The sequence below is a fragment of the Adlercreutzia sp. CNCM I-6215 genome (assembly GCF_977072315.1).
In genome coordinates this window covers 1-26,022 of record NZ_CDRVMA010000019.1, presented here as the reverse complement: position 1 = coordinate 26,022, position 26,022 = coordinate 1, and the positions used below count along the sequence as shown (strand labels likewise).

At 64.7% G+C, this 26,022-nt stretch carries 23 protein-coding genes, 3 tRNA genes, 1 other RNA gene and 1 riboswitch; of the genes, 4 read left to right on the top strand and 23 right to left on the bottom strand.

Features of this window, described 5'->3' with window-relative positions; genetic code table 11:
• The first annotated feature begins 358 nt into the window (after positions 1-358).
• Positions 359-1,885, top strand: coding sequence for a CCA tRNA nucleotidyltransferase (locus tag ACW4LP_RS11765; RefSeq protein WP_173112488.1), 1,527 nt, complete (start codon positions 359-361; stop codon positions 1,883-1,885).
• Here ACW4LP_RS11765 and ACW4LP_RS11760 read toward each other — a convergent pair.
• The 8 genes from ACW4LP_RS11760 to ACW4LP_RS11725 all read right to left on the bottom strand — a co-directional run bounded on the left by ACW4LP_RS11760 (position 1,882) and on the right by ACW4LP_RS11725 (position 7,796).
• Positions 1,882-2,631: a sulfite exporter TauE/SafE family protein gene (locus ACW4LP_RS11760; RefSeq protein ID WP_455803853.1), complete on the bottom strand. Its 750-nt coding sequence runs from the start codon at positions 2,629-2,631 to the stop codon at positions 1,882-1,884. The two genes, ACW4LP_RS11765 and ACW4LP_RS11760, sit on opposite strands and share 4 nt — an antisense overlap.
• A 76-nt stretch (positions 2,632-2,707) precedes the next feature.
• Positions 2,708-2,784: transfer RNA gene (locus ACW4LP_RS11755), tRNA-Glu, on the bottom strand.
• A 53-nt stretch (positions 2,785-2,837) separates the two neighbouring features.
• A tRNA-Glu gene (locus ACW4LP_RS11750) sits at positions 2,838-2,914 on the bottom strand.
• A gap of 21 nt (positions 2,915-2,935) precedes the next feature.
• Positions 2,936-3,009 (bottom strand) — tRNA-Gln (locus ACW4LP_RS11745).
• Positions 3,010-3,165: 156 nt separating this feature from the next.
• Positions 3,166-3,864, bottom strand: a complete 699-nt coding sequence (locus tag ACW4LP_RS11740; protein WP_455803852.1) for a TetR/AcrR family transcriptional regulator — start codon at positions 3,862-3,864, stop codon at positions 3,166-3,168.
• A 141-nt stretch (positions 3,865-4,005) separates the two neighbouring features.
• Positions 4,006-4,404: a cytochrome c3 family protein gene (locus tag ACW4LP_RS11735; protein ID WP_302383899.1), complete on the bottom strand. Its 399-nt coding sequence runs from the start codon at positions 4,402-4,404 to the stop codon at positions 4,006-4,008.
• Between the two features lie 3 nt (positions 4,405-4,407).
• Positions 4,408-6,102, bottom strand: coding sequence for an FAD-dependent oxidoreductase (locus tag ACW4LP_RS11730; RefSeq protein ID WP_455803851.1), 1,695 nt, complete (start codon positions 6,100-6,102; stop codon positions 4,408-4,410).
• Positions 6,103-6,350: 248 nt separating this feature from the next.
• Positions 6,351-7,796, bottom strand: a complete 1,446-nt coding sequence (locus ACW4LP_RS11725; protein ID WP_452040582.1) for a response regulator transcription factor — start codon at positions 7,794-7,796, stop codon at positions 6,351-6,353.
• Positions 7,797-8,012: 216 nt separating this feature from the next.
• Between ACW4LP_RS11725 and ACW4LP_RS11720 the strand changes: the two genes are divergently transcribed.
• Positions 8,013-9,965, top strand: coding sequence for an FAD-dependent oxidoreductase (locus ACW4LP_RS11720; protein ID WP_455803850.1), 1,953 nt, complete (start codon positions 8,013-8,015; stop codon positions 9,963-9,965).
• Positions 9,966-10,144: 179 nt separating this feature from the next.
• On the opposite strand, the gene thiD is transcribed toward ACW4LP_RS11720, so the two are convergent.
• The 5 genes from thiD to ACW4LP_RS11695 all read right to left on the bottom strand — a co-directional run bounded on the left by thiD (position 10,145) and on the right by ACW4LP_RS11695 (position 14,863).
• Positions 10,145-10,996: a bifunctional hydroxymethylpyrimidine kinase/phosphomethylpyrimidine kinase gene (thiD, locus tag ACW4LP_RS11715; RefSeq protein ID WP_455803849.1), complete on the bottom strand. Its 852-nt coding sequence runs from the start codon at positions 10,994-10,996 to the stop codon at positions 10,145-10,147.
• A gap of 105 nt (positions 10,997-11,101) precedes the next feature.
• Entirely contained in the window at positions 11,102-11,698 is a 597-nt protein-coding gene (locus ACW4LP_RS11710) for a cysteine hydrolase family protein (protein ID WP_302383910.1), read from the bottom strand.
• 115 nt (positions 11,699-11,813) lie between these two features.
• Positions 11,814-12,485 (bottom strand): thiamine phosphate synthase, encoded by a 672-nt coding sequence (gene thiE, locus ACW4LP_RS11705; protein ID WP_157012213.1) that lies wholly within the window; start codon positions 12,483-12,485, stop codon positions 11,814-11,816.
• Positions 12,486-12,741: 256 nt separating this feature from the next.
• Positions 12,742-14,091 carry a phosphomethylpyrimidine synthase ThiC gene (thiC, locus tag ACW4LP_RS11700; RefSeq protein WP_198161009.1) on the bottom strand — a complete coding sequence of 450 codons (1,350 nt, stop codon included), beginning with the start codon at positions 14,089-14,091 and terminating at the stop codon, positions 12,742-12,744.
• Positions 14,081-14,206, bottom strand: a riboswitch (TPP riboswitch). It overlaps the preceding gene by 11 nt.
• Before the next feature lie 30 nt (positions 14,207-14,236).
• The gene (locus tag ACW4LP_RS11695) at positions 14,237-14,863 is read right to left on the bottom strand and encodes a thiamine diphosphokinase (RefSeq protein WP_157012217.1); all 627 of its coding nucleotides are present in this window, start codon (positions 14,861-14,863) and stop codon (positions 14,237-14,239) included.
• A 178-nt stretch (positions 14,864-15,041) separates the two neighbouring features.
• Here ACW4LP_RS11695 and rnpB point away from each other — a divergent pair.
• An RNA gene (rnpB, locus tag ACW4LP_RS11690) (RNase P RNA component class A) lies at positions 15,042-15,416 on the top strand.
• Positions 15,417-15,513: 97 nt separating this feature from the next.
• On the opposite strand, the gene nrfD is transcribed toward rnpB, so the two are convergent.
• From nrfD to ACW4LP_RS11670, 4 genes are all read right to left on the bottom strand, one after another.
• Positions 15,514-16,485, bottom strand: coding sequence for an NrfD/PsrC family molybdoenzyme membrane anchor subunit (gene nrfD, locus ACW4LP_RS11685; RefSeq protein WP_157012219.1), 972 nt, complete (start codon positions 16,483-16,485; stop codon positions 15,514-15,516).
• 71 nt (positions 16,486-16,556) lie between these two features.
• Positions 16,557-17,216, bottom strand: coding sequence for a 4Fe-4S dicluster domain-containing protein (locus tag ACW4LP_RS11680; RefSeq protein ID WP_269434848.1), 660 nt, complete (start codon positions 17,214-17,216; stop codon positions 16,557-16,559).
• Positions 17,217-17,251: 35 nt separating this feature from the next.
• On the bottom strand, positions 17,252-17,875 hold the full coding sequence (locus ACW4LP_RS11675; protein WP_157012221.1) for a cytochrome c3 family protein: 624 nt from the start codon (positions 17,873-17,875) through the stop codon (positions 17,252-17,254).
• Between the two features lie 36 nt (positions 17,876-17,911).
• Complete coding sequence (locus ACW4LP_RS11670; RefSeq protein WP_173112469.1) at positions 17,912-19,471, bottom strand: FAD-dependent oxidoreductase; 1,560 nt, start codon at positions 19,469-19,471, stop codon at positions 17,912-17,914.
• A gap of 301 nt (positions 19,472-19,772) precedes the next feature.
• Here ACW4LP_RS11670 and ACW4LP_RS11665 point away from each other — a divergent pair, with 301 nt between their 5' ends.
• Entirely contained in the window at positions 19,773-20,666 is an 894-nt protein-coding gene (locus tag ACW4LP_RS11665) for a MarR family winged helix-turn-helix transcriptional regulator (protein ID WP_173112466.1), read from the top strand.
• Positions 20,667-20,739: 73 nt separating this feature from the next.
• Here ACW4LP_RS11665 and ACW4LP_RS11660 read toward each other — a convergent pair whose 3' ends face one another.
• The 6 genes from ACW4LP_RS11660 to ftsZ all read right to left on the bottom strand — a co-directional run bounded on the left by ACW4LP_RS11660 (position 20,740) and on the right by ftsZ (position 25,483).
• Positions 20,740-21,543, bottom strand: a complete 804-nt coding sequence (locus ACW4LP_RS11660; RefSeq protein WP_455803848.1) for a DivIVA domain-containing protein — start codon at positions 21,541-21,543, stop codon at positions 20,740-20,742.
• Between the two features lie 63 nt (positions 21,544-21,606).
• Positions 21,607-21,864, bottom strand: a complete 258-nt coding sequence (locus ACW4LP_RS11655; protein ID WP_022740272.1) for a YggT family protein — start codon at positions 21,862-21,864, stop codon at positions 21,607-21,609.
• Positions 21,865-21,910: 46 nt separating this feature from the next.
• A complete protein-coding gene (locus ACW4LP_RS11650; protein WP_302222631.1) occupies positions 21,911-22,708 on the bottom strand; it encodes a cell division protein SepF in 798 nt (265 codons plus the stop codon).
• A 104-nt stretch (positions 22,709-22,812) separates the two neighbouring features.
• Positions 22,813-23,505 (bottom strand): YggS family pyridoxal phosphate-dependent enzyme, encoded by a 693-nt coding sequence (locus tag ACW4LP_RS11645; RefSeq protein WP_173112460.1) that lies wholly within the window; start codon positions 23,503-23,505, stop codon positions 22,813-22,815.
• Between the two features lie 4 nt (positions 23,506-23,509).
• On the bottom strand, positions 23,510-24,337 hold the full coding sequence (locus tag ACW4LP_RS11640) for a polyphenol oxidase family protein (protein WP_173112457.1): 828 nt from the start codon (positions 24,335-24,337) through the stop codon (positions 23,510-23,512).
• 24 nt (positions 24,338-24,361) lie between these two features.
• Positions 24,362-25,483, bottom strand: coding sequence for a cell division protein FtsZ (gene ftsZ / locus ACW4LP_RS11635; protein ID WP_022740276.1), 1,122 nt, complete (start codon positions 25,481-25,483; stop codon positions 24,362-24,364).
• Positions 25,484-26,022: the final 539 nt, after the last annotated feature.

The following is a 26,022-nucleotide window of genomic DNA, read 5'->3' as shown; positions in this document are numbered from 1 at the left end:
TCTCTCGAATTCCATCCTCAGTATCCGGTTGTCAAGGTTCCGCGGGAGGCTTCCCGCCCCGCCGCCCTCGCGAGCGGCGCAAGGAAATACTTTACAGGGACTCGCATCCCCCGTCAAGCGGTTCACGAAATCTCGACAACTTCGCTCTCCCGCCCGACGCGGCCCCCGGACCGCCGGGGGCGCCGCCCCCGCACTTCCGGAAAAGGCAGCCCGCATATGATACAGCTCCCCGGGTTTCGCGCAAGGGGTTTTTTGAAATTTATTAAAACTTTTTGCCCAGCTGCATCACGCTGCATCTTCTTATCTCGCAAAAGCCCTGTATAATAGGGATAAATCACCGATCCTAAGGACAAGCTCTATGACTGCCGCTCACCGCAACCCCAACACATCACCGCGTCCTTATCGCTTCTCCAACGACGCATCGCGGCCTTCAGACGCGACAAAGCCCGACGAGACGGTCGCTGTCCGTGCTGGACGTGAAAACAAATTCGCTCCCGGCGAAGCGATTCGGGACGATCTTCCCCAAGCGCTGCCCCTTCCTCTTGCCGCCCATGATGCTCTGGAAATCATCGAGGAGGCCGGAGGGGAGGCATGGTGCGTGGGCGGCTTCGTTCGCGACGCTCTGCTCGGGCGGCCCATCCACGATGTGGATATCGCGACGAGCCTGCCCTGGCCCGCGGTGCAAGAGGCCTTTCGTGATGCCGGCTGGGGCACCGTGGAGACCGGCGTCGCCCATGGCACGCTCACGGTAGTGCGCGACGGCGAGCCGTTGGAGATCACCACCTACCGCACCGACGGCACCTACAGCGATGGGCGCCACCCTGACTCCGTGACCCAAGCCTCCTCCATTGAGGAAGATCTGAAACGGCGCGACTTCACCATAAACGCCCTGGCTTACCACCCTGCGCGCGGGATCATCGATCCCTTCGGCGGCGTGGCCGACATGGAGCGCGGCGTCCTGCGCAGCGTGGGAGACCCGACGACGCGCTTTTCCGAGGACGCACTGCGCATCCTGCGAGCCTGTCGCTTCGCCTCACAGCTCGGTGTGGCCATCGACCCTGCCACCTTCGAGGCCATGATCGCCTGCAAAAACCTGCTGCGCCAAGTGTCCGGCGAGCGCGTCTACCGCGAGCTGGAGCGCTTCGTCTGCGGCGACTATGTGCACGATGCGCTTATGGCCTGCGTCGATGTACTGGCCTTCGTGCTGCCGGAGCTTGTGGCCATGAAGGGGTGCGCCCAGGTGACGAAGTACCATATATACGATGTGCTCGAGCACACCGCCTGGGTGGTGCAGCGCACGCCTCCCGAGCCGCTGCAGCGCTGGAGCGCCCTGTTCCACGACATGGGCAAGCCCGCAGCGGCGTTCTTCGAGGAGACCGACGAGGGGCCCGTGGAGCACTTCTACGGCCATGCCGCCGTCAGCGTGTCGCTGGCCTGCGGCATCATGCACCGCCTCCCCTTCCCTGCCTGGCTGCGCCGGGACGTGCCGCCTCTCGTGCGGGCCCACGACGACGTGGTGCCCCCCAACGCCCGAGCCGTGCGCCGCATGCTGGGGCGGCTCGGGGGACGCACCGACCTGTTCGCGGCCCTCTGCGACATCAAGCGGGCCGACGCCCTGGCCCAGGCGCCGTTCTGCGCTCCCCGAGCCGATGCCGCCGACGAGCTGCGCGCCCTCATGGAGCAGATTCTGGAAGAGGAGGCCGCCTTCACGGTGAAGCACCTCGCCATAAACGGCCGCGACATCATGGCTCTCGGCGTGGCGGCCGGCCCGGAGGTGGGCCGTCTGCTGGATGCGTGCCTGGACGCCGTCATCGACGAGCGCGTCCCCAACGAGCGCGAGGAGCTGCTCGCCTTCGCGGAAGAGCTTCGCAAGGAGGCGTCCTAGGCCAAAAGATCGGTGACGAGGCGGATGGCGAAGAGCACGATGACCACAAGCATAATGGGGCGCAGGATGAGCGCCCCTTTCTTGTCGAAGAAGGTGGAGCCGAGCCAATTGCCGGCGATATTGAAGGCCGCTGCGGCGAGCCCCAGCGGGATGAGCACCGCACCATTGACGAGAAACACCGCCAGGGCGGCGACGTTGGTGGCCAGGTTGATCGCCTTGGTGGCGCCGGCGGCCGTGCGCACGTCCTGGTGGGCCACGGCAGCGAGCAGTAGCATGAGGATGGTGCCCGTCCCCGGCCCGTAGAACCCGTCGTAGACGCCCACGGCCAGGGCGATGAGGGCCGTGGCCGCAAGGGCCTGGCGCGGGGGCAAGGGACGTTCGGCGAAACGGTCGAGGTTCTTGGAGCGGAACACGAGGAACGCCACGGGGGGAAGCGCCACGAGCATCACCACGGTGAGCACGGAGGCGTCGGCCAGAAGCGCCAGATTCGCGCCGATGGCCGAGCCGACCAGGCCGCAGGCGACGCCTGCGACAACGAAGCGCTTCACCATGTAACCGAACAACGCATAGCGCACGGTGGCCACCAGCGTGCCCAAGGTGCTGGAGAGCTTGTTGGTGGCGATGGCGGCATGGGGCGGCAGTCCGGCGAAGAAGTAGGCGGGCAGGGAGATGAGCCCTCCCCCGCCGGCGATGGCGTCCACGAAACCGGCGATGAGCGCCAACGGGCACACGATGAGAAACTCCACGACGCCTTCCCTTCTCGCCTCTCCGCCACACTCGCCGGACGCAAAAAGAGCCGCCCGAGGGCGGCTCGTGAGTTCTTGGTAGCTCCGACCGGATTCGAACCGGCGACCTCCGCCTTGAGAGGGCGGCGTCCTAAACCGCTAGACGACGGAGCCACATGGGCGCTTCATGAAGCCGGGAGACGTGGCGCCTCCCGGCCCGGATTCCTTGGTAGCTCCGACCGGATTCGAACCGGCGACCTCCGCCTTGAGAGGGCGGCGTCCTAAACCGCTAGACGACGGAGCCACGAAATGCCACGCGAGAAAATGGCTGGGGTGGAAGGAGTCGAACCCTCACATACGGCACCAGAAACCGCTGTCCTGCCATTAGACGACACCCCAACAGAACTTTCTCGCCACACCGCTCGAAAGCGGCGAGCGCAAGTGAGTATGTTACGGAAGCAAGCGCCCCCCGTCAAGCCCCAATTTTGGGAATTACGAAAAATGCGGGGAGCGGCCCGGCGAAGACGCGACGCGACGACCCGACGGCGGCCCGACTCACGCCTCGGGCGTGCGCCAATCGCACGGATCGGGAGCGGCCAGGGCGCGAATGCCCTGGATGATGATCTCGACACCATGGGCGAAGGCCTCGTCGGTGTAGGCGGCGGCGACGATGCGTCGCCAAGGGAGCTCATCGTCGCTCGCGCAATCTGCACTGCCCCCTTCTTCAACTGCTCGCGCGTTTGAAACTCCGCAATCGGCGGAGGGCTCATTCGCCCGAACCGCGATGGCGTTGCCGATAAAGCCCGTCAGATAGGCGTCCACCAAGGCCCAGGCCTGGGTCAGCACCGGCTCGGGCATCCCTTGGGCCAGATGCAGGTTCACGATCTTGTCGGTGTGCTCGGCCAGACCGTTTTCCCCTGCCTGGGGAACTACCTCTATGGTGGCCAGCTCAGGATGGGCCATCTCCAGCTGATAGATGGAGGTCATCGTCCGCCGCAGCGTGTCATCCCAGGTCTCCCCCGGCACCGGATCGGTGTTCATGGACGCCATCAGCCGCCGAAGCACGGCCACGAGAATGGCATCCCGGGAATCGAAGTGGCTGTAGACGGCCATGGCCGACACGCCCAGCTCCCGACCCAGGGAGCGCATGGTGAACGCGCCGATGCCATCTCGCTCAATGAGGTCGGAGGCCGCGGCCACAATGCGCTCGCGGGTAAGCGCCGGGCGCTCCTCGACCGCAGCTTTTCGAGCCATGGCCTCTCCTTCCTCGCTCATCCAGAACCGCGATTCCTCTCATCGCCTCCCAGTATAGAGAAGCGGCGCGCCCTGCCGGACGCGCCGCCTTTTTCGCCATTCGAAATCCAGATGGAGCTTCAAACCTTCGAGGGCACGCTCTTACTGCGGAGCGTTCTGAAGGCCGGCTCCCGGGCCCGTTTCCGGGTTATGGGGCCAGGTATGGCAGTTGTCGCACTTGTTGTCGGTGATCTCCTTGTCCTTCGCGTGGCAGTTCACGCAGGAGTTGTAGCCGCCGTGAATGGAGTTGTGCGGATTGCTCAGACCATAGTCGGCCGTCGTGGAGGCCAGCGCCTCGTAGGAGCCGCCATGGCAGGACAGGCACTGCTCGTCGGACTGGTACATGCCGGCCTCGGCTGTCGCGTCAACCTGCTCCTCGGCGACGCCCCCGGCAGCCTGGTTCGCCTGAGTGGCGGACTCTTGCGGAGTGCAGGCGGCCAAGGCAGCGCCCAAGGCCAGCGTGCAGGCCAGCACTACCAGCTTGATTGCGTTTTTTCTCATCGTTTACTCCCCCTTCAAGGCATGCTCGACGGCCACATAACCAAAGGTGATGGCGCGGCCGATGGACGTTCCCGGAATATGACGCGGGTAGTTGCCCGCGAAGAAATTGCCCGAGGCGTTGCCGGTGGCATACAGGCCGCCGATGGGCTTGTTGTTCACATCGAGCACCTGGGCGTTGCCGTCGATGGTCAGACCGCCCACCGTGGCGAGGATGCAGCTGTTGGTCGTGAGCGCGAAGTAGCGCGAGCCCGTGAACGGCATGGTCATGGCCAGGTCGCGATCGAAGTCCTCGTCCACGCCCTCGGCAAAGAAGCCGTTGTAGCGGGCGATGGTGTCGGCGAGGCCCTGCGCGTCAACGCCGCAGGCCTCGGCCAGCTCCTCGGGTGTGGCGCCCTCGAAGAGCCAGCCCTTCGCCTTGAACTCCTCGATGGCGGCGTCGTCCATGCCCTCCATCATGTTCTCGTCGAACACCTCCCAGCAGTTCGCGCCGTAGTCGGGCTGGGCGTTTTGGGCATTCGACACGCTTTGGAACGGCAGGTCCTCGCGCACGAAGCGCTGCCCGTCCCCGTTGACGAGGATGGCGAAGTAGATGGCGTTCCACGTGCGGGCATCGTAGAAGGAGTCGGGGTTGCCCCAACGGAAGTTCATGACCGGCTGCGGGCACGGATCCATCTGAGCGCCCACCTGGATGCCCATGAGATGACCGTCGCCGGTCGTGCCCCAGCCGGGGTTCCACCAGCTGGAAGAGGCGTAATCTTCCGGACGGGTCCAAGCCTCCATGAGCTCGGGATTCGCATCGTAGCCGCCTGTGGCGATGATAACTCCCTTGGCGGCGTTCAGCTGCACGTAGGAGCCGTCGGCGTTCTTGGCGATAACGGCCGTGACCGGGCCATCGCCCTCGCGCACGAGCTGCACGCCCGGGGTTTCGAAACGGATGTCGAGATTGTCGTACTGCTTGGCAACCTCTTGCATCTCCAGGCACACGTACATGCCCGAATAGCCCGATCGCACGCCGGCATCCGGCGGCAGGCACGGGCTGTCGTAGAACCCGAGTTCGGTGGGGATGAGATCGGTCAAGCAGGGCATGCCGCAGGTAGAGGGAGCCTCCTCCACTTTCGTAATCAGAAAGCCATTGGGGCCCTTGTCCAACATGGCCTGCCAAAAATCGGTGGCCTCGCCAGAGCGGCGTACGTAGGTGCGGGCCGGCTCGGGACGCGTGCGCCAGTAGGCGCTGCGATACAGCTCATCGAGCAGCAGCTGGGGTTTGATGTCCAAGCCCTCCTGGCACTTTGCGTTCACGGCGCCGAAGCACTCGAAACAGGCGCGACCGCGGGTCATTTTCTCGATGCAGACCACATCGGCGCCCTCCTCGGCCGCCTTCAGACTCGCCATGAGTCCGCCGATGCCGGCGCCTACCACTACGATGTCGTGGTCTTCGGTCGCCGTGATGCTGTCGGCGGGAATGGCCTCGGCCCCAAAGGCGATGGGGCCACGGGGGCCGGGGCAGGCCACCTTTTGGACGGGAATCCAGGCCGTCTCGTTCGCTAGCTCCGCGATGGCTGGCACCGCGCCTTCCGCCTCGTCGGCAACGGCCGTGACCGCTCCCGCACTTCCCGCCAGGGCGAGGGCCCCTGCGGCGACGCCCATGGCGCCGGCACCGCGCAGGAAGTCGCGACGGGATACGTTCGTTCCCTCCATAGTTCCTCCTTCGCATCCGATTCGCAACACGAATCGTTCTACTTGGTGTGCAGCAATACACTACACGGGCTTTACATCGTAAAGTTCGATGCGAGAGAATCATAACCAAATTACTTTACATTGTAAAGTACCTGAGGGATAAAGAATGCCCCGCCGAAGCGGGGCCGGGAAGGGGACGTTGCAGAGAGACGGAGGAGCGGCCTCTGGCGCGGCCACCTCGGCAATAGGGAGCCGCCCGGCCGAGGCCCTCACTCCCCGGCGCCCACCATGGCGCGCAGCTCGCGCTTGCTGTGGATGCCGAGCTTCTGGTAGATGCGCTGCATATGGGATTTCAGCGTGCCGTTGGCGATGACCAGCTCCCGCTCGATCTGCATCGGCGTGCGGCCGAGGGCCACCAGCTCAAGCACCTCGCGCTCGCGGGCGGACAGCCCGTGGGCCTCGGCCACATGGGCGCAGCGCGCCACGATCTCGCGCCGCTCGTCGCTCTCGCGCGCCATGGCGCCCACGCCGAAGAAGGCGGCGCCCCACGGCGTCGAGGAGGACCGGCCCCAGAACAGAAGCCCGCTCACCAGCACCACCATAACTGTCAGGAGCGCCGAGACCGCCGCGGTGCCCTCCATGCCGAACAGCGAGAGCGAATCGGACAGGGAGGGAACCTGGTGCCCCGCCAGGCGGAACACCGCCGTCAACTCCTGCACGCCGCACAACACGAGCACCGACACCCCGTAGCGGTGCGACAGGTCGCAGAGCAGGAAGGTGAGCACGAGGAACATCAGGGCGTAACCGGCCGACACCAGCGTGTCGGAGAGGAAGGCCCCGAGCGAGGCGGTGAAGGACACGGTGGCCAAGCCGCATATCATGAGGGGAAACGGCGTTCGGTACACGAGGGAGAAATCGGTGCGCTTGAGAAAGAAGCAAGCCATGAGGAACACGGCCAGCGCCACCAGCACCACGCCCAGAGGATAGGCGTCCCACTGGAACGACGGGGCCGCCTCGCGCACCCCGTAGGCGAACTCGTACACCCCGAGCACCACGATCAGGCGCCAGGGGAAGTCGTAGCGGCCCCAGCTGCTGCGCGGCAGGTCCACCGGCGCGATGCGCGCGAAGGAGGCGCGCAGGCAGCCGGCGGATGCGAGGGGCAGCGCCGCGAGCACGAGGGCCTCGCGAACTCCGCTCACCTCCTGGAGGGCCCAGGCCCCCACCGTCCCGAGCAGGAACGCCCCCGACACGTAGGTGACGATGCCGAGCGGATCGAGGCAGGCATGCAGCTCGGCCCACAGCAAGATGAACAGGGCACCAGCCACCGCGCTCGCCGCCATGGCGAGGGCCAGCCACGGCCACGGCACGGCGGCGGCCGGCGCCGCGGAGACCAGCATGGCGCCCGCCACGGCGAGGAGCATCGCCGCCGCCCAGGCGGAATGGCGCTTGTAGAGCGGGGCGATGCGCCGCGCGAAAAGGGCACAGAGCAGGAACACGGCCAGCATGACCAAGCTGTAGAGATCCTCCCCGGCCCATTGCGCCCCCAGAGATGCCTCGGAGAAGCGGCGGCCGATCAGGTCGTTGTAGGCGCGCATGAAGGCGAAGCCGAAGAAGCACGGGACGAGGGAGGGCGGCGCGAGATGCCAGCGGCCGAGGACGCCGCCGGCATCTCGCGCCGTGCCCTCCATGCGATCTGTCAGCGCCCCATCTCTCATAGGTTTCAGTATAGACCATCTGCCGACCTGTGCGCCGAAAAGCGTCGCGCGCACGGGACAGGCGACGTTTTACCTGATGAGGGCCACTGGGTTACAGATGAGGTTACAAAGTTGACCGTCTTTTTCATCGAAGGCGGATGCGCTTTCGAGCGATACGGGGCACACTGCGCAGCCATAAGGACTTCTCGTCCGACGCTCTTGAGAAAGGAAACGCCCATGACCCGCTCCCACCGCCCCGCCCTCCCCATGACCCGCCGCACGTTCCTCGCCGGCGCAACGCTCGCCGGCGTGAACCTCGCCATCTTCGGCCTGTCCGGCTGCGCGCCGAAGACGCCCGCGGCGACCACCGGCTCCCCGTCGCTCTCGTTCGCCTCGGGCACCTACACCGGCACGGGCACGGGCAAGTTCGGCCCCCTCGTGCTTGAGGCGACGTTCAGCGACAACGCCATCACCGACATCGTCATCGGCGAGCACGAGGAGACCGAGCGCGTGTCCGATCGCGCCTTCGAGGAGATCCCCGCGATCATCATCGAGCAGCAGGCCCTGGGAATCGATACCATCACCGGCTGCACCCTGACGAGCTCCGCCATCCTCGCCGCCGTCACCGACTGCGTCAAGCAGGCCGGCGGCGACGTGAAGGCCATGGAGCGGAACTACACGGCCCCCGAGCTCTCCACCGAGGTCGTCGAGCTTGAGTGCGATTTCGTCATCGCCGGCGCGGGCGCGGCCGGCATGGGCGCCGCGATAGGCGCGGCCCAGGCGGGCGCCTCGAAGGTCATCGTACTGGAGAAGGGCAGCAACGTGGGCGGCAACGCGCTGGTGTCGGGCGGCTACCTGGAGTACGTGAACGCCCCCGCCGAGCTGCGCGTGCCCATGTCCGACGAGCTCACCCGCCAGCTGGAATCCGACCTGGCCAATCCCATCGCCGCCGAGATCCCGCCCGAGGAGCTCGCCAAGATCAAGGATCGCTACGCGGCATGGCAGGCCTCCGGCGACACGACCCTGTTCGACTGCGAGGAGCTCATGGCCCTGCAGGAGTGCCTGCTCTACGGCGCCGACGGCTACTACGGCAGCCTTGATTTCGCCCAGTGCGTGTCGGCCTTCGACGCCTTCCTCGACGAGAACGGCTTCGCCTGGAAGCCCTGCATCGGCATCGTGGGCTACCCCTGGCCCCACTGGTCGGCCCCCGACGACGGCGTGTGCGGCCAGGGCTACTTCAACTTCTTCGACAAGCAGATCGCCGAGCACGGCTATCCGGTGGAAATCATGCTGAACACGCCGGTGACCGAGCTTCTGAAGGAAGGCGACGCGGTGGTCGGCTTCACGGCCGTGGCCGAGGACGGAACCACCTACCATGTGCGCGCGAGTCGCGGCGCCCTGCTCGCCACCGGCGGCTTCTCCGGCAACCCCGACATGCTGCGCGAGTACAACACCATGTGGCCGTGGGATGAGAATACGCCCCTCCCCACCACCAACGTCTACGGCCACCACGGCGACGGCATCAAGCTGGCTCTGGAAGAGGGCGCCGAGGTGGCGCTCATGGACTCCCTCATGATGTTCCCCTTCGCCGACGTGAAGAACGGCTGCGACGAGACCACCGTCGGGGCCGACACCGACTGCCTGCTCGTGAACGCGAACGGCGAGCGGTTCATCGACGAGACCCTTGACCGCTACACCATGACCGAGGCCCTCATGCAGCAGCCCGACGAGGTGCTGTTCCTCATCAGCGACCGCGACACGAGCCGCGTCGAGGGCGACTACAGCTACTACGGCCGCTCCATCCAGCGCCTGATCGACCAGGGACAGCTCTTCCGCGCCGACACCCTCGAGGAGCTCGCCGACCAGATGGGCTGTGACAAAAACACGTTCGCGGCCACCGTCGAGCGCTACAACGAGATCGCCCGCAACGGCGAGGATCCCGACTTCGGCCGCATGATCTTCACCCCCGACAGCCCCATCGAGAACCCGCCCTTCTACGCCTCGCCGCGCACCTGGGCCGCCCATATCACCGAGGGCGGCGTGGTCACCGACGAGACCTCCCAGGTGCTGCGCGAGGACGGGACGCCCATCGAGGGCCTCTACGCCGCCGGCGAGGTTACCGTGGGCATGTCGGGCGTCAGCTCCATGGCCCTCGGCTACGCATGCGGCTCGGGCGTGTTCTCCGCCTAGCCCTCGACGAGCTCGGCCGCAGCGACACCGACGATCCTGGCCGCACGGCAGGCCCTCCCGCACTCCAGGCCGCCCTCCCGATCACCTACCGGGAAGGCGGCCTCGGCATTTTCCACCGCGGTGATGCCGGATGGGCTGCGGGAGGCGCCGGCCGGGATTCGCCGCATGCGGCAAGGCCCCTAGCAAGGAGGCTGGCCGTAGCGCCACATGTGGTTCAAAGGCCCGCTCCCCCGGCCGAGGTCCAGCCCTGCGCCCAGGGCGCCGGCCACATAGGCCTTGGCCTCGCGCACGGCCACGTCCACCGAGAAGCCCTGGGCGAGACCGCAGGCGACAGCCGACGACAGCGAGCAGCCCGTGCCGTGGGTGTTCGCCGTTTCCACACGCCGACCGCGCAGCCACACATGCTCGCCGCCGGCCATGCGCAGGTAGTCGTCGGCCGCATCGGGCGCACCCACCCCGTGGCCGCCCTTCACCATGATGGCAGGCACGCGGGGGGTCGCGTCCATATCGGGCGACGTCTCAGCCGCCGCGATGCAGCGCTCGGCGATAAGCTCGGCGGCGCGCTCCACGTCATCGGCGCTCGCGATCTTCATGCCCGCGAGCGCCTCGGCCTCGGGGATGTTCGGCGTGACGACGTCGGCGAGGGGGAACAGCTCGGCCACCAGCGCGTCCACCGCCGCATCGGCGATGAGCGCCGAGCCGGAGGTAGCCACCATCATCGGATCCACCACGATATTGCAGGCGTGATGGCGACGCAGCCCGTCGGCAATGGCCCGCACGATGTCCGGCGAGGACACCATGCCGATCTTCACCGCATCGGGGCGGATGTCGTCGAACACGGCGTCCATCTGGGCGCCCACGAAGGCGGGATCCACGTCCATCACCCCGAACACGCCCGTGGTGTTCTGGGCCGTGAGCGCCGTGATGACGCTCTCGCCGAACAGCCGGTGGGCGATGATGGTCTTCAAGTCGGCCTGGATGCCCGCCCCGCCGCTGGAGTCGGACCCGGCAATGGTGAGAACCGCTTTCATGGCGTTCCTTTCTCGGAAATATCGAATGCGCCTATCATAGGCCATAAAAGAAGGCGGGCACGAGCGCCCGCCTTTCTCTGGCAATCAACCGTCAAGCGGAGGCGCTTAACCCTCGATGAGGCGCACGGCCTCATCGGTATCGATGATCTTGGCCGCGTAGCAGGTCTTCATGTAATCGAGGCCGCTTTCCTGATCGCCCACCAGGAAGGTGGCCGTGGCGTCTTCCACCACGATGATGTTGAAGTTGTTGAAGTAGGCGTCGGCCACGGTGTGCTTCACGCAGATGTTGGTGTCCATGCCGCAGCAGATGAGCGTGTCCACACCCAGCTCGTTCAGCAGCAAGAGCAGCCCTGTCTGAAAGAAGCCGCTGTAGCGGCGCTTCTCCACCACGTAATCGGTCGGCTGCGGATCCAGAAGCGGCGAGGTCTGCGCCTCGGGCGTGCCGGCGATGCCGTGGGTGCCCCACAGCACCAGCTCGCGATCGAGACCGGGAATGTGGGCGTCGTTGGTGAAGATGACAGGCATACCCGCCGCGCGCGCCGCGGTCGTGAGCTTCGCCGTCTGTAGAATGGAGGGCAGAAGCACGGCCTCCAGAGGGCCGCCCGTGGGGTCCCCCAGCTCGTCGATGACGAGCAGCGCGCACTTCGCGCGGTCGATAGCGGTGAGGTCGATGAGGTCGTTGTTGTTCTCGTCGCCGAGCATGGAAGTTCCTTTCTCGCTAACGGGTCTTCCGATTCCCGTCCCGTTTCTCCCTGCGCGTTGCCCGAAGCCAGGAGCGCCGCCCCTTTCGCGGCTGCGGCAAGCAGGCGACCATGACTTAAATACTCAGGGTTTCTTCGATGATACGGGAAAGCTCGCGTGTTGCGGCCTCAATATCGTCAGCGGCGAAGATAGCGCTCACCACGGCGGCGCCGTCAACGTCCAGCTCGGACAGGCACGGCACCGTGGCGGCATTCACGCCGCCGATGGCGACGACGGGGATATCCACGGCTGCGACGATAGCGCGGAACTCCTCGGGTGCGAGCACCCCGGCCTCGGGCTTGGTGGCCGTGCCAGTCACGCCGCCGACGCCCAGGTAGTCGGCACCCGCCGCCTCGGCTGCCCGCGCCTGCTCCACCGTCTGGGTAGAGACGCCCACGATGGCGTCGGGGCCGAGCAGCGCCCGCGCTCGCTCGCAGGCCATGTCGTCCTGGCCTACGTGCACCCCATCGGCGCCCACGGCAAGCGCGCATTCCACGTCGTCGTTCACCACGAAGGGCACCCCGGCATCGCGGCAGAGCGCCAGCAGCTCGGCGGCCTCGGCCCGCAGCGCATCGCCGGTCGCCTGCTTGTCGCGCAGCTGCACGAAGGTCGCACCCCCGGCAAGCGCCGCTTCCACGCATTCCGCCAGCGTCCGCTCTCCGAGCCACGCGTTGTCCGTCACCGCGTACAGCTTCAAGGCACAGCGAATGGCCTCCGCCGACCACTTTCCACGTTCCCGTACAGGCATGTTCACTCCTTGTTCCAAACTGGGTGCTCGTTCTGGTCACTTTTTTCGAGTTGTTAGACATTGCGCAAGCGCGATGCCGAGCAAACAGGAGGAAACACTACGAAAATGCCTGGTCAGACCTTTTTAGTTCATTGTTTCCGCAAAATGCCCTGCTGAAAAAGTCTAACAACTCGATTTTTCTGCCTCGATAGGGGGCGAAGATCGACCCGACTCTGCGCCTCGCGCCCCATTCTCTTCCAGCGCCTCCTTGGCGCCCCTACTCCGCATCCAGGTCGACCACGAGACCGTCCATGATGTCGTTCACGGTCTTCATGGCGCACATCTTGCCGCACATGGTGCAGGTGCCCTCGGTGGAAGGCGGGGCGCTCTCGAAGACGGCGCGGGCGCGGGCCGGATCCAGCGACAGCTCGAACATCTCGTCCCAGGCCACGCGGCGCCGCGCATCACTCATGCGATTGTCGCGATCGCGCGCGCCGGGCACGCCTTTGGCGATGTCGGCGGCGTGGGCGGCGATCTTCGTAGCCACCAGCCCCTCGCGCACGTCGTTCGCGTCCGGCAGGCGCAGATGCTCGGCCGGCGTCACGTAGCAGAGGAAGTCGGCGCCGGCAGAAGCCGCGATGGCGCCCCCGATGGCCGCCGTGATGTGGTCGTAGCCCGGGGCGATGTCAGTCACAAGCGGCCCCAGCACGTAGAAGGGCGCCTCGTGGCACAGCCGCTTCTCCAGCTTCATGTTGGCGGCGATCTCATCGAGCGCCATATGCCCGGGGCCTTCCACCATCACCTGCACTCCGGCGTCCCAGGCGCGGCGCGTCAGCTTGCCAATTTCGATGAGCTCGGCGATCTGCCCGGCGTCCGTGGCATCGTAGCCGCTGCCGGGACGCATGGCGTCCCCAATGGAGATGCACACATCGTGCTCGTGCAAGATGGCGAGCACCTCGTCGTAGTACTCGTAGAAGGGGTTCTCGCGACCGGTGGCCTCCATCCAGGCGAAGATGAGGGAGCCGCCGCGGGACACAATGTTGGTAAGCCGCCCCGTCTCCTTGAACGACTCGATGACCCGGCGGTTCATGCCGGCGTGGATGGTGACGAAATCGACCCCGTCCTCGGCATGGGCGCGCACCACCTCCAGGAAGTCCTCGGGCGTGATGGCGATCAGCGCTTTTTCCAGGTAACCGATGGCGTCGTACATGGGCACGGTGCCGATCATAGCCGGCGACTTCTCAACGAGCGCGCGGCGGAAGGCGCGGGTCTTGCCGGAGTTGGAAAGATCCATGATGGCGTCAGCGCCCAGTTCCAGGGCCACGTCCACCTTCTCCCATTCCAGAGCCTCATCGGCCAGATCGCCCGAGATGCCGAGGTTCACGTTCACCTTCGTGGAGAGAGGGACGCCCTCCAGGGTGGAACCGACGCCGGCGGGCGCGAGGCTTGCGTGGTGGATGTTGGCCGGAATGGCGATGCGGCCGGTAGCCACGGCGGCGCGGATGTCCTCCGGCTCGCGACCCTCGGCGGCGGCAACGGCGGCCATTTGAGGCGTGACGACGCCGGCGCGGGCGAAGTCGATCTGCGTGATCGGCTGTGCTGCGTCGGCAGACTGGCTGTCAGTCATGAAAACTCCCTTCGTTGGCATTACCCATATCAAGTTTTGCGGGTCGGGGCGAATTCGGCGCCCCCTCTCAGCCTGCCCGGCCGCCACGCGGCTGCAAGCTCCCCAAGTCTATGGTTGTAGTGCCAGTATAGGGAACGGCACAGCGCTAGAGCGGCAAAAACACTGCCAGCGTGCCGCTTTCCAGGGCAATGCGGGCCGGCGTGCCGACAAGCTCGTTGGAAAGGCCCCAGCTCGTGCGGTTCGTGAGGGCCACGCCATCGAGGCCGTACTTCAAGCCTTCTTCCACGACCCCTGCAGAAACATCGGTCAGCGAGAACACCGACACGATACCGCTCGGCAACGCGGGAAGGCGCAGCTCGCCGGGGCCGACGAGAAACGCGATACGCTCGCGCTCCCCCACTGCGGCCACAGCGAGCCCCCGCTCGGCAAAGGAGGCCAAGAGCTGCAAGTTCGCCACCGTGTGGTCGAGCCGCCCCCCGAGCGCGCCGTACACCTCCACGGCATCGGCGCCGCGCGCGAGGGCCTCCTCCAAAGCCAATTCCATATCCGACGCGTCCTTCTCCGGCGAAAACGCCTTCACGGACATGCCCTCGGGCACGTATCCCAGCGAGTCGAAGTCGCCCATGGCCAGATCAGGCGCGCAGTCCACAGCTGCCAGGGAGGCAAACCCCCCGTCCACGGCGATGACCGCATCGAAGGCGCCCTCTTTCCAATGGGCGGCAAAGTGAGCGGCATTGAAATCCGATGCGCCAACTAATGCGACCGTGCTCAAAACATATCCTCCATTCACATTCACCATGTCATCCTTAAGCGAGCGCAAGTCGAAGGATCTCATTGCGGGGAGCCGCTAGATCCTTCGACCTCGTGCTGCGCGCTCCGCTCAGGATGACACGGTGTGTCACTCGTGTGGTTCGACCAGGGTGAAGCAAGTTCTGCTACAATACCACAGGCGAGCGAGCCAGACGGCCGCGTACCCTTTCAGGGTGCGAGGAAAGTCCGGGCTCCGCAGGGCAAGATGCCAGCTAACGGCTGGGCGGGGCGACCCGACGGATCAGTGCCACAGAAAAGAAGACTCCCCTGCTCGGAACATGCTGCGATGCGCAGCATGCGCGACACAGGAGAAAAGCTGAAACGGTGCGGTAAGAGCGCACCAGCGCGGCGGCAACGTCGCGGCTTGGTAAACCCCATCTGGAGCAAGCGCAAATAGGAGCGCCATACGGTGGCCCGCCGTGCGCTCGGGTTGCGTGCTAGAGGCGCGGGGCGACTCGCGTTCGAGATAAATGGCCGTCCCAAGACAGAACCCGGCTTACAGGCCCGCTCGCCTTTCTGTTTGCACTGCCTCTCCATGAATCAAAACGGTCCACTGCGACTACGCAGCGGACCGTTTTTAAGGAAGGGGATCACCCAAAGGGGTCGAGGGGGCTATCCGAGTAACTGCGACACCGCATCAATTACCGGGTCGGCATGAAGGCCGGCCATAACGATGATGAAGCGCAGAGCGCAGCCGCCGATCATGGCGCCCAAAGCACCCCAGAGCGTGGCGCCCTGGGCCTTGTCGGACTTGCCCACCAGGGCGACAAGCGCCGCCGCAAGGGGGCAGACCAGTCCAACCAGGACGACCAGCGCCCAGAACGGCAGAGCCAGATCGCCTCCGATGATGAGTGCGGCCGATTGGGCGGCAACGGCGGCCTCGTGGGACTCCTGAACCGGCGAGCCCGCCATGGAGACCAAAAGGAGGGCCAACACTGCCAGCTCCAACACCACCAGCGCCACGACCGCGTACTCCAAAATGCGGTTCGTCTCCTTGGAAAGCGCGGCCTTCTTACGGTTGGCCAGCGCGATAACCTCCACCAGAGCCACGCCGGTATCCAGCGCCGACACCGTGAACAAGCACGGCAGGAGCAATGTGTTCCAGAGCGGAACACCCGGAGCGCTCATGAGCAGAATGCCCGTGTACACCGCCACGCAGAAGCCCAGCACGCAGCTGACGACGCCTAACGCGCGCGCCAGCTTCGGCGCATACCCGTCGAAGCCCTTGATGCGCTTCGCCAAAGCCCCGGCCGTCTTCTCCCAGACGACGATGGCCTCAAGAGCGAATACCACGAGAGCCGCGAACACGATCCAGGCGCCGAAGGTCATCCACGAGCCGAAGTTCGAGAAGCTCTGCCACATCATCATACCGCGCAAGGGCGTGATGAGCTCGCTCAAAAGCAGCAGCAGGCCCACGGCGAGGCAGACAACAGCGGCCACAAGCGACGCGAACACCGTGGAGCGCGCCTTGTCGCCCTCCCTGAAGTACACCACCATGGCAGCGATGAACGCGCCGGCGCCCATGCCGCCCAAAAACAGGTACAGGGCGGGCTGCCAGCCCCAAATATCTTGCAATCCTTCCATTCTCTCTCCTTAGCACGAAATGGTTTTCACGGTGGGGCGCGGCACTCAGGCGCGCCCCGGTCATCTATCGGCTAGGCCAAATAGAAGGACGGTTTCGTGGACGCCTCCACCACCTTGGCGTCGGGACACTGGGCCAGAAGCTCGTCTACCGTGCCGAAGTGAAGCGCCCCGAACTTGCAGGCCTCGGCGCAACGCGGGGCGTTGCCCGGGCGCGTGCCGCCCAGGGTGCAGCAGTCACACTTGTCCATAGCGGCCGAGCTGTAGGTGGGCACGCCGAAGGGGCAGGCCTGGTAGCAGTACTTGCAGCCGATGCAGCGATCCTTATCGACGTAGACCACCCCGTCCTCCGCCTTCTTGATGGCTCCGGCAGGGCACACCGACGCGCAGGCCGGCTCCTCGCAGTGCATGCAGGACGTCGACACAAACAGCGCCTCGCCGTCTTTCTCGTACTTGGTAATGTGGCGGCGAGCCGGGCGCGATTCGGGGGTCTTGTTGAACTTGCGACAAGCCTCAACGCAAGCTTGGCAGTTGAGACAATTGTGCGGCTTCACGAGAAAGCCCACGCGGCCAGCGTAGGGACCCGTTTCCCTGCCGCCCTCGGCCCGACCCTCGTCTTCGGCGTGTGCCGCGTCCACCATGAAGATGCACGCTCCACCGGCGGCAAGAAGGGAAGCGGCCGCCGCGATCTTCACAGCGCTGCGTCTATCGAGAGCAGTCGTCGAGATACTCATCTTACGCACTCCTTTTCAATGATTCGCGGAGCCGCCTAGTGGCAGGTACCGCACTCGTAAACGTTCTCGTGGTGGCAGCTGAGGCACTTGTCGGTGGCTGTTTGATAGGCCTCCCCCTCCTTGTGCGTCAGATGGCAGTCGGAGCACTTGATGTCCCCGTGGGAAGTGCCCACATTGTGAATCTCATGAGGGTTCACCGTCGTGCCGTTGGCATCCACCAAAAGCTTGTCGTCGGGAATGTTCGCGATCATCTCGTCATAGTTGTGGCAGTCTTCGTTCAAGCAGGTCTGATCGGTCACCTCTGTGCGCTTCAGACTGTCGGCCTCCTTGCTGTCAGCCGAAAGCTTGCGGTGGGCCCCCTCCAGAGCCTTATCCTTCGTATGGCAATCGAGGCAGCCAATGTCCTGGTGGTCCTCGATGCCGGCAAGGCAGAGCTCGTTTTGAGCGGAGGCCACTTCCGAGTCATGGCAGGCATCGCATTCCGACTCCTCGGTCAGCTTGAACTTCACCTTGTCCTTAGGTGTGGCTTGAACAGACGTTATGCCGTTCCAGTCAATCGCGCTTCCTGTGGAAGAGAGTGCCTGCTGCGCACAGCCGGCCAGCGCCGCCACGAGCGCCACGCCCAAAAGCATGCTGCCCAGAAATAGTTTCTTGTTCATGATGGTACCGTCCTTGTTCTCGCTATTGAGCCGAAATTACTCGAGATCAAAGTCCCACGGCTCCAGCTCGGCGATGCTGCTGATCGCCACGCCGGCCTGGCCCCAGCAGCCGTTGACGGCGATAGGCTGCATATAGGTGACCACGTTGCCGATGTTGCCCGCGCTGTACAAACGGGGAATGGGCTCGTTGCGCCATGTGAGCGTGCGACCGTACTCGTCGGTGGTCAGACCGCCGATGGTGTAGATAATGGAAGGCGCAAGCTCGATGGCGTAGTAAGGGCCATCGCCCAAAGGAGCCATCTTCTCGGGGTTGCGGCCAAAGGCATCGACTCCGGCAGCGCAATCGGCATTGTACTTGTCGATGGAGGCCTGCAGCTTCTCAGCGCTGATGCCGATGGCCTCGGCGATGTCCGCCACCGTCTCGCCGCGCATGATCCAGCCCTTCTCGAGCTCGGCCTGGTTGTCCGCGCTCCAGATGTAGCCGCCCACCTCCTCGGGCATGCAGTTGGCCCAGCTGCAACCAGCGTTGGCGTTACCCAAGGTGAAGGCATCAAAAGTCGCCTGATCCACGATCTCGAACATCGAGGAGTTCACATAATGGGCACCGTCGGCGCGGCACTGCATCATGTCGCCTTCGAAGTCGAACAGCGGCAAAGTGGATTTATTGTGGGTGAACGAGCAGAACTCGTCGATGAACCGGTCGCCGTTCTGGTTGACGATCATGACGCTGCCGTTGTCGGGGGGCAAACAGAACATGCCCGTACCGATCTCCTTGCTAGCCGCTTTGGAAGTAAGGTACATGATCTCGTAGCCCTTGGCCAACTTGGAGAGCTTCGCCCCCAGCTCGCCAGCCATAATGAGGCCGTCGCCCGTCAGATGGGGCGAGCCGACCGAGAAGTAATCCATGCCCATGAGGTGAAAGTTCGCCATGAGCTCCTTATTCATGGTATAGGCGCCTGTGGCCAGAAGCACGCCGTAATGCGCCTTCACATTGAGGGGCTCGTCCTTGGTGCCGGCCACCACGCCAACCACCTCCCCCTCGTCGCTGGTGATGAGAGATAAGCCCGGGGTCTCGTAGAGAATCTCGGCCTCGGCGTCGATCGCCGCCTGCAGCAGTCCCTTGTAGATGCCCGGGCCCGCGCCATCGATGACCACATAGGGCTGATCGGCCCACTCCATGTACTTGTGGGCAACGAGCCAATCGATGGCGTCGGTACCGTACTCGTCGATGCCGTAGACCAGATCCTCGTTGGCTTCACCGAACGAGCCAGTGCTCATCAGCACGTTGGGATCAGTCGATATGGGGAACAGATAACCGCCGCAGCAGCGCACATCGCCGCCGGCCGACTCCTCGGGCTGCTTTTCCAGCACAATAGCGGAGAGGTTGTTGTCGTAGGCTTGCACGGCGGCCCAAAGCCCCGCCGCACCGCCGCCCACGATGACGACGTCGGCCTCCTTGTCCCACTTAATGCCGGTGGTGTCCTGCTTCGCGTAGGCCTTTCCGGCGCACCCGGACAAAGCTGCGGCACCTACCATGCCCGCTCCAGCAATGAGGGCACCTCCGATAAAATTCCTGCGGCTCAATGCGTTTTCCATCATTCCTCCTCTGATCGAGCTTCGAAAAACCCTTCCGTCTTCCTCAAGACTAACCACAGTTTGCGCTTCAGAGCGCTCGATTTCCAGGCAAGGGTTGGCAATGCGGAGCATCAGTTGGAGAAGTTTTCGTTTAACTGATATTTTCGCTATCGAACAATTCTTCCCACACAACCCGTGCAAGAACGCGTTGGTTCCCGTAATATGTGACATGAAGGTTTCCGGGCGGGACGGAGGGGTCCTCTGCCGGCACTGGAAAAGGAAGCTTCCCGAAATGCATGCGAACAATGCGAGGAGGCAGGGCATGGAAAGCGCAGCTCCTATTTCCGACATGATCACAGGATTGACCCTTTACTGCCGACTCGTCGAGGACATCATCGAGGGCGAAACTGAGCTCACTCTAACCGAATACCGTATGCTCTTTTTCCTCAGCATGACCCCCGACAAGCGGGCGCGCATCCATACGCTGGCCGAGGCCCTGTATCTCAGCGCCAGCACCATAAGCGATGCCGCCAAGAATCTGGAAGCGCTGGGATTCATCGAAAAGGCCGACAGTCGGAACGATCTCAAGGCTGTTTGGGCGGTCGTTACTAAAGACGGCGAGCGAGAGCTCGGCCGATGCACAACGGCGCTCGTCGAGTACTCCCAAGAATACTGGAGCCTCATCGGCCCCCAAACTACGCAGATTTATCTCTCCTCGGGTGCAAAGCTCATCGAGCATAGCAACTACCCCATTCAAGCCGCCCTCGAGCTGCCGGGACAAGCCTTCTACCCCTTCGTAACGAGGATCTATCTTCTCAGCGCAGTCAGTTGGTTCAAGAGCACCTACAACCTAAGCCTCCTCGACGCCCGCATCCTCATGCTGCTGCTCGAGCGAGGCACCGTGCTCACGTGCGCGGAGATATCCCATCTTCTCAAGGTATCCAACAGCGCGGTATCGAACGCCGTGCGCAGCCTCAGTCGCGTAAAACACTACGTCGAACGAGAGAAGGTAGCGGGATCCGGAAAGATTAAAGTGCAGCTTACAGAAGAGGGCGTCTCTACCGCGCAGGAGATACGCGAACGGTTCATCACTCGCTACATGAAGCAGTTCGACGTGACTCGCGAGGAATTCGAGGAGGTGCTGAAAGCGGTGCATCCGCGCCACCGGAAGAGCTATATGCAGAAGGTCTTCGGGGAAAGCTTCGCGGGCATCTAAAACATTGCTTGCACCATAAAGAAAAGGCCCCGTGGGGCCTTTTCCGTTCTACCAGGGAGATTTCCTCGGTTGGTTAGTCGATCTCTTCGAACTCGAAGTCGTCGGCGTCGCCGAAGCCGGAGAGATCCTTCTCGTAGGGAGAGGCAACCGGGGTGGCGGCGGCCACGACGGCGGCCGGAGCCTGGGGCGTCACGTAGGCGGAAGGCGCCACGTACTCGTCGATCTCGAAGTTGCCGGTGAGGCCGGGCACCACGTCGTACTCGCCATCCAGCGCCGTGGCGGCAGCCGGCACGTTGGCGCCGATGTCGGCCAACTTGCGGGAAGCGTCGGAGATGATGTCCTTCAGCAGGTCGGCGTACTCCTCGCGGGCGTCCTCGCGGTCGTCCTGCAGCTTGCGGATGGCATCGATGACGTCCTGACGGTCGGTGTTGGCGCGATCGATGATGCGCTGGGCCTCGTCACGGGCGTCCTGAATGGTCTCGGTGGCGTTCGCGTTGGCCTTGGCGAGAATCTCGTCGGCCGAGCGCTGGGCGATGATGAGAGCCTGGGCGATGGCATTGTCGTCGGCGCGCTTGTCGGAAAGCTGGCGCTCCAGATCGGCGATGACAGCGTCCTTCTGGGCGAGCTGAGCGTCGTACTCGGAGGTGTCGACGGTCGCCGCGGCCACCTCGGTGATGGCCACCGTGGAGGCGGCAGGCGCGTCGAAGCCGCTGAAACGATCGGCCTCCAGCTGATCCTGAAGGTGCGCGATCGTGTCGTTCAAAATATCGATCTCGTCGGCGACATGCTCGAGGAACACGTCCACTTCATCCACATCGTAGCCTTTGCGGTCGATGGAGAAGCTCTGATTGTGGATGTCGGAAGCGGTGATTGCCATGTAGGTACCTCAGTTTCTTACGATGTTACGTCGCTGACACGTCGGAATGCCGGCCGTCTGAATTTAGAAAATCATCACCAGCAAACGTACCCCGAATTGTAATACAAGCAGAGCGATGATGGGAGTCACGTCCACCATTCCTCCAAGGGGCGGAATCAATTTTCGGAACAAGTTCAAATACGGGTCGCACAGCTTTCCCAGAGCGCGGTAGATGTCGCCGATGATGCCGCTTTGGGTGTTCGGCAGCCAGGACATCATCACGTAGATGAAGATGATCATGGAGTAGGCGTCGGCCAGTCTCACGAGGAGGTAGGTCAGCATAGTTCAAAGGCTCCTTAGTCGGAAGGTCTTAAGGGCGCGCCAAGCGCTAGATGATGCCCTGAGTGCGCAGGTAGGAGCGCTCGGCCTCGGTGAGCTCGTCGATGCGAGTGAGGGCGAACACCTTGTTGCCCACACATTCCACGTTCGCATCCAGCGCGCTGGCCACGCCGAAGGAGAAGTCCAGGATGCGCTTGGCCAGCGCATCGGGAGTGGCCGCCAAATTCAGCACCACCGCATTGCCGAGCTTGAGCGCCGTGGAGACGGCCTCGGCGTCGTTGTAGGCGCCGGGAGCCACCACCTTCAGCGTGCGAGAGGGGGTGAAGCGCGAACCGGAAGCGGAGGCAGAAGCGCCCCGCGAGCTCGTCGGGCGCGTATCGGTCGGAGGCGTGGTGGATTCGAACAGTGAGTTCAAACCCTCGGAGCGGGCGTGATGCACCGCCGAGGCGGCGGCCGAGGCAGCGGCCGTGCCCTCCGGGGTCATCTGCGGCGGCAGCGAGGAATCGACCATCGTGCGGAACGAGCTGGAGGAGCCGCGGCGGCTCGCGGGCGCATCGTCGTCGGGCAGCGTGGGGACCGCCGTGCGGGCGCGCACGTCGTCGATGGAGACGAGACGGGGCATGGAGGAGCGGCCACGGGAACGCTCGCCGGGCTCGCGGGTGGTCACCGAGTCGTAGGGGTCATAGGCCGAGCCGGACGTGCGCTCGTAGGACTCGTCGTAGCCGTACTCGCCGTAGTCGTCGCCCTCTTCGAATTCCTCGTAGTCCTCGTAGAACTCCTCGTAATCGTTCTTACGGCCGAAACCCAGCTTCGACTTGATATCGCCGAACATGCTCTTGCCGTCCATGGAGCCTCCTGCTTCGTGTGGGCGGTGCCGCCCGCCGTGGTTCTAAGGTCTAAAGGGGCGCTTGCGGCCCCGCAGTGTTCTCGATCATCATACCAGCTTGAAGGCTACTCCTGATAAGATTCACTAAAGATGGCCCGCCCGACGCGAACAATGGTAGCCCCCAGGGGCACCGCCTCGCGCCAGTCGTCGCTCATGCCCATGGAGAGCTCCGTGAAAACGGCGGCGTCATCGGCGGGAAGCTGGGAGCGAATCTGGGCGGCAAGTTCAGCTAGTCCCGCGAAGGCCTCGCGGGCCGCCTGCGCGTCGCCGGCAGGGGCCATGGTCATAAGCCCGCGCACGGACACGTGGGGCAGGGCGGCCACTGCGCGCACGAGCTCGGCAGCCTCGGCCGGCGCCACCCCGCTCTTCGACGCCTCGCCCGACACATTCACCTCGATGAGCACGTCCTGCACCTTGGAAAGCTCCGCGGCCGCGCGGTCGATCTTCTCGGCATGGCGTCGTTGGTACAGGGAGTGGATGAGCGTTGCGGAGGCGACGATCTCGGGAATGCGGCGCGACTGGATATTGCCGATGAAGTGCCAGCGGGCCTCGGGGAAGGCGGCGGACTTCAGTACGATCTGATCGGGACGGTTCTCCCCGAAATCCCGGGCGCCGCCCTTGATGGCCTCGGCCACGCCCTCAGGCCCGACCGTCTTCGACACGGCCACAAGGAGCACGTCCTCGGGCGCGCGGCCCGCAGCCATCGCTGCCTCGGCCACCTCCGCGGCCACCCTCTGATAGCGCTCGGCAATACTCACAAGCTCATTCCTTTCGACCGGCGAAGGCGCTGTGGCGTCCGCAGCGGCCTCCGCTTTTGCGATACGAGAAGTAAAGGTCGTCGCGGCAGGCGGTGCACTCCCCCGACGACGCGATGCGCTCCGGCGCGATACCGGCCTCGGCGAGGCTGGCGCGCACGGCAGCTTCCAGATCCAGGTGATCGGCGCCGCGGGCGCACGAGGCCCCGAAGCGCTCGACGAAACGGCCGACGAGGTCGGGGCCGCACTCGTAGCACTCCGCGCCGATATGCGGGCCGACGTAGGCGTTGTATTCGGAAGGATCGACGGCTCGTCCCGCACGGACATCGAGGGCTGCCAGCGCCGCCACGGCCTTGGCGGGAATGCCGGCGAGCGCCCCGCGCCACCCCGCGTGGGCCACGGCGTAAGCCCCCGACGGGGACACGACGATGACCGGGGTGCAGTCGGCGAAGCACAAAAGCGCCGTCACATCCGGCGCGGCCACGGCCACGCCGTCGGCACCGGCGGCCCCGGCGCGCGCCACCGCTTCCCATGCGGCAGCCGCATCGTCATCCAGAGAGAGCACGACATCGCCGTGCACCTGGTTGAGCGTAAGCAGCCGAGTACTCCCAAGGCCCGCGGCGTCCAGGAGGAGCGCACGGTTCTCAGCCACGGCCATCGGGTCGTCTTCCACATGATCGCCCAAATTGAGACCGTCGTAAGGGGGCTCGCTCACCCCGCCCTGACGGCGAGAGAAGCCCAGGCGCACGCCTGTGGCCGCAAACAGGGACTCGTCGGTTAAAAAGGACAGGCCCGCTGACGGGCGGGCCTGCAATGTCGGCTTGGGAAGTGCCATGGGATTCGAACGTCGGCCTCTCCCCTAGCGGGCACGCTTCAAGAAGTCGGGGATGTAGTCCTCGTCCGTGAAGCGGCTCGTGGGTGCGGGAGCCGAAAAGGTGACCGGCGCCTGCTGAACCGGCTGGGGCGCGGGCTCAGTGGAGGCGAACAGGTCCTTGCGCGGCGCGAAGTCCATGGAGGACTGGGAGGCGCCCACCTTGAAGCCCGTGGCGATGACTGTGATGCGCACGGCGTCCTTCAGCTCCTCGTCGATGATCTGGCCGTAGATGATGTTGGCGTTCTCGTCGGCACAGGCCTCCACCGTGCGGGCCGCCTCGGAGACCTCGGTCAGCGTGAGATCCGGGCCGCCGGCGATGGAGAACAGCACACGCGAGGCGCCGGCGATGGAGGACTCCAGCAAGCTGGAAGAGGTGGCCTGCTGGGCCGCGTCCAGCGCGCGGTTCTCGCCCGTGGAGATGCCGATGCCCATCATGGCCGTGCCGGCATCCTTCATGACCGTGCGGATGTCCGCGAAGTCGAGGTTGATGAGGCCGGGGATGGTGATGAGGTCGGTGACGCCCTGGATACCCTGGCGAAGCGTGTCGTCGCAGATGCGGAAGGCGTCGATCATGGACGTCTTCTTGTCGACGATCTCGAGCAGGCGGTCGTTGGGAATGACGATGAGGGTGTCGACCTTCTGGGAGAGCAGATCGATACCCTGGTCGGCCTGATTGCGGCGAAGGCGCCCCTCGAAGGAGAAGGGCTTGGTGACGACGCCCACGGTAAGGGCGCCGATCTCCTCGCGGGCGATCTCGGCCACGATGGGGGCCGCGCCGGTGCCCGTGCCGCCGCCCTCGCCAGCGGTGACGAAGACCATGTCGGCCTCGGCCAGAGCCTCGCGGATCTCCGCGCGGCTCTCCTCGGCGGCCTGACAGCCCACCTGGGGGTTGGCGCCGGCGCCGAGACCACGGGTCAGCTCCTCGCCGATGTGGATGGTCTTGTCGGCATCGGACATGAGAAGGGCCTGGCGGTCAGTGTTCACGGCGATGAACTCCACGCCGCGCACGCCGGCCTCCACCATGCGGTTCACGGCGTTCGTGCCGCCGCCGCCGACACCGACGACCTTGATGACGGCCAAATGTTCAGAGCCTGGAATGTTCGGCATTTCGTCCTCCACACCTGTTGCGTTTTACTGCTGCGTTTGTCTCGTTTCCGCGCGTCGTTGCTCGGGCGCGCCCTGCGGTCCGCCCAAAGGCGGCATTTATGCAGGACATTGTACACGATGCCCATTCGTTTGCAACGCAAATCACCGCCAAAGGAGCCTGCAGATACACGAATACGACAAGAAACCCACCGCATCGCGCTTCGCAGGGCGGCAAAGCGGGCAACCGCGCCGTGCTTCGCAGGGCTCCGAAGCGAGCGACCGCATCGTTTTCTCGCTTCCTGGGAAAACTCTCGGTCGGCGAACCTCCCCGTTTCTGCAGCAAATCTTGAGTTATAAGCGTCTCGATGCGGGAGAGAAGGCCCGCAGAAGTTTCCATATTTGCAAAACCCCAGGTCGTGAGCATTGGCTGCGGGGGTTTCAAAAAGTTCCGCACCCCCTAGGGGGGTGCGGACAGTTACTTGGACAGCGGCCTACGCCGCCAGCCCCAACCGCCTCCTGCGGTTGTCTATCGTATCGTAGACGGTCCTGCCGCCCTCCCG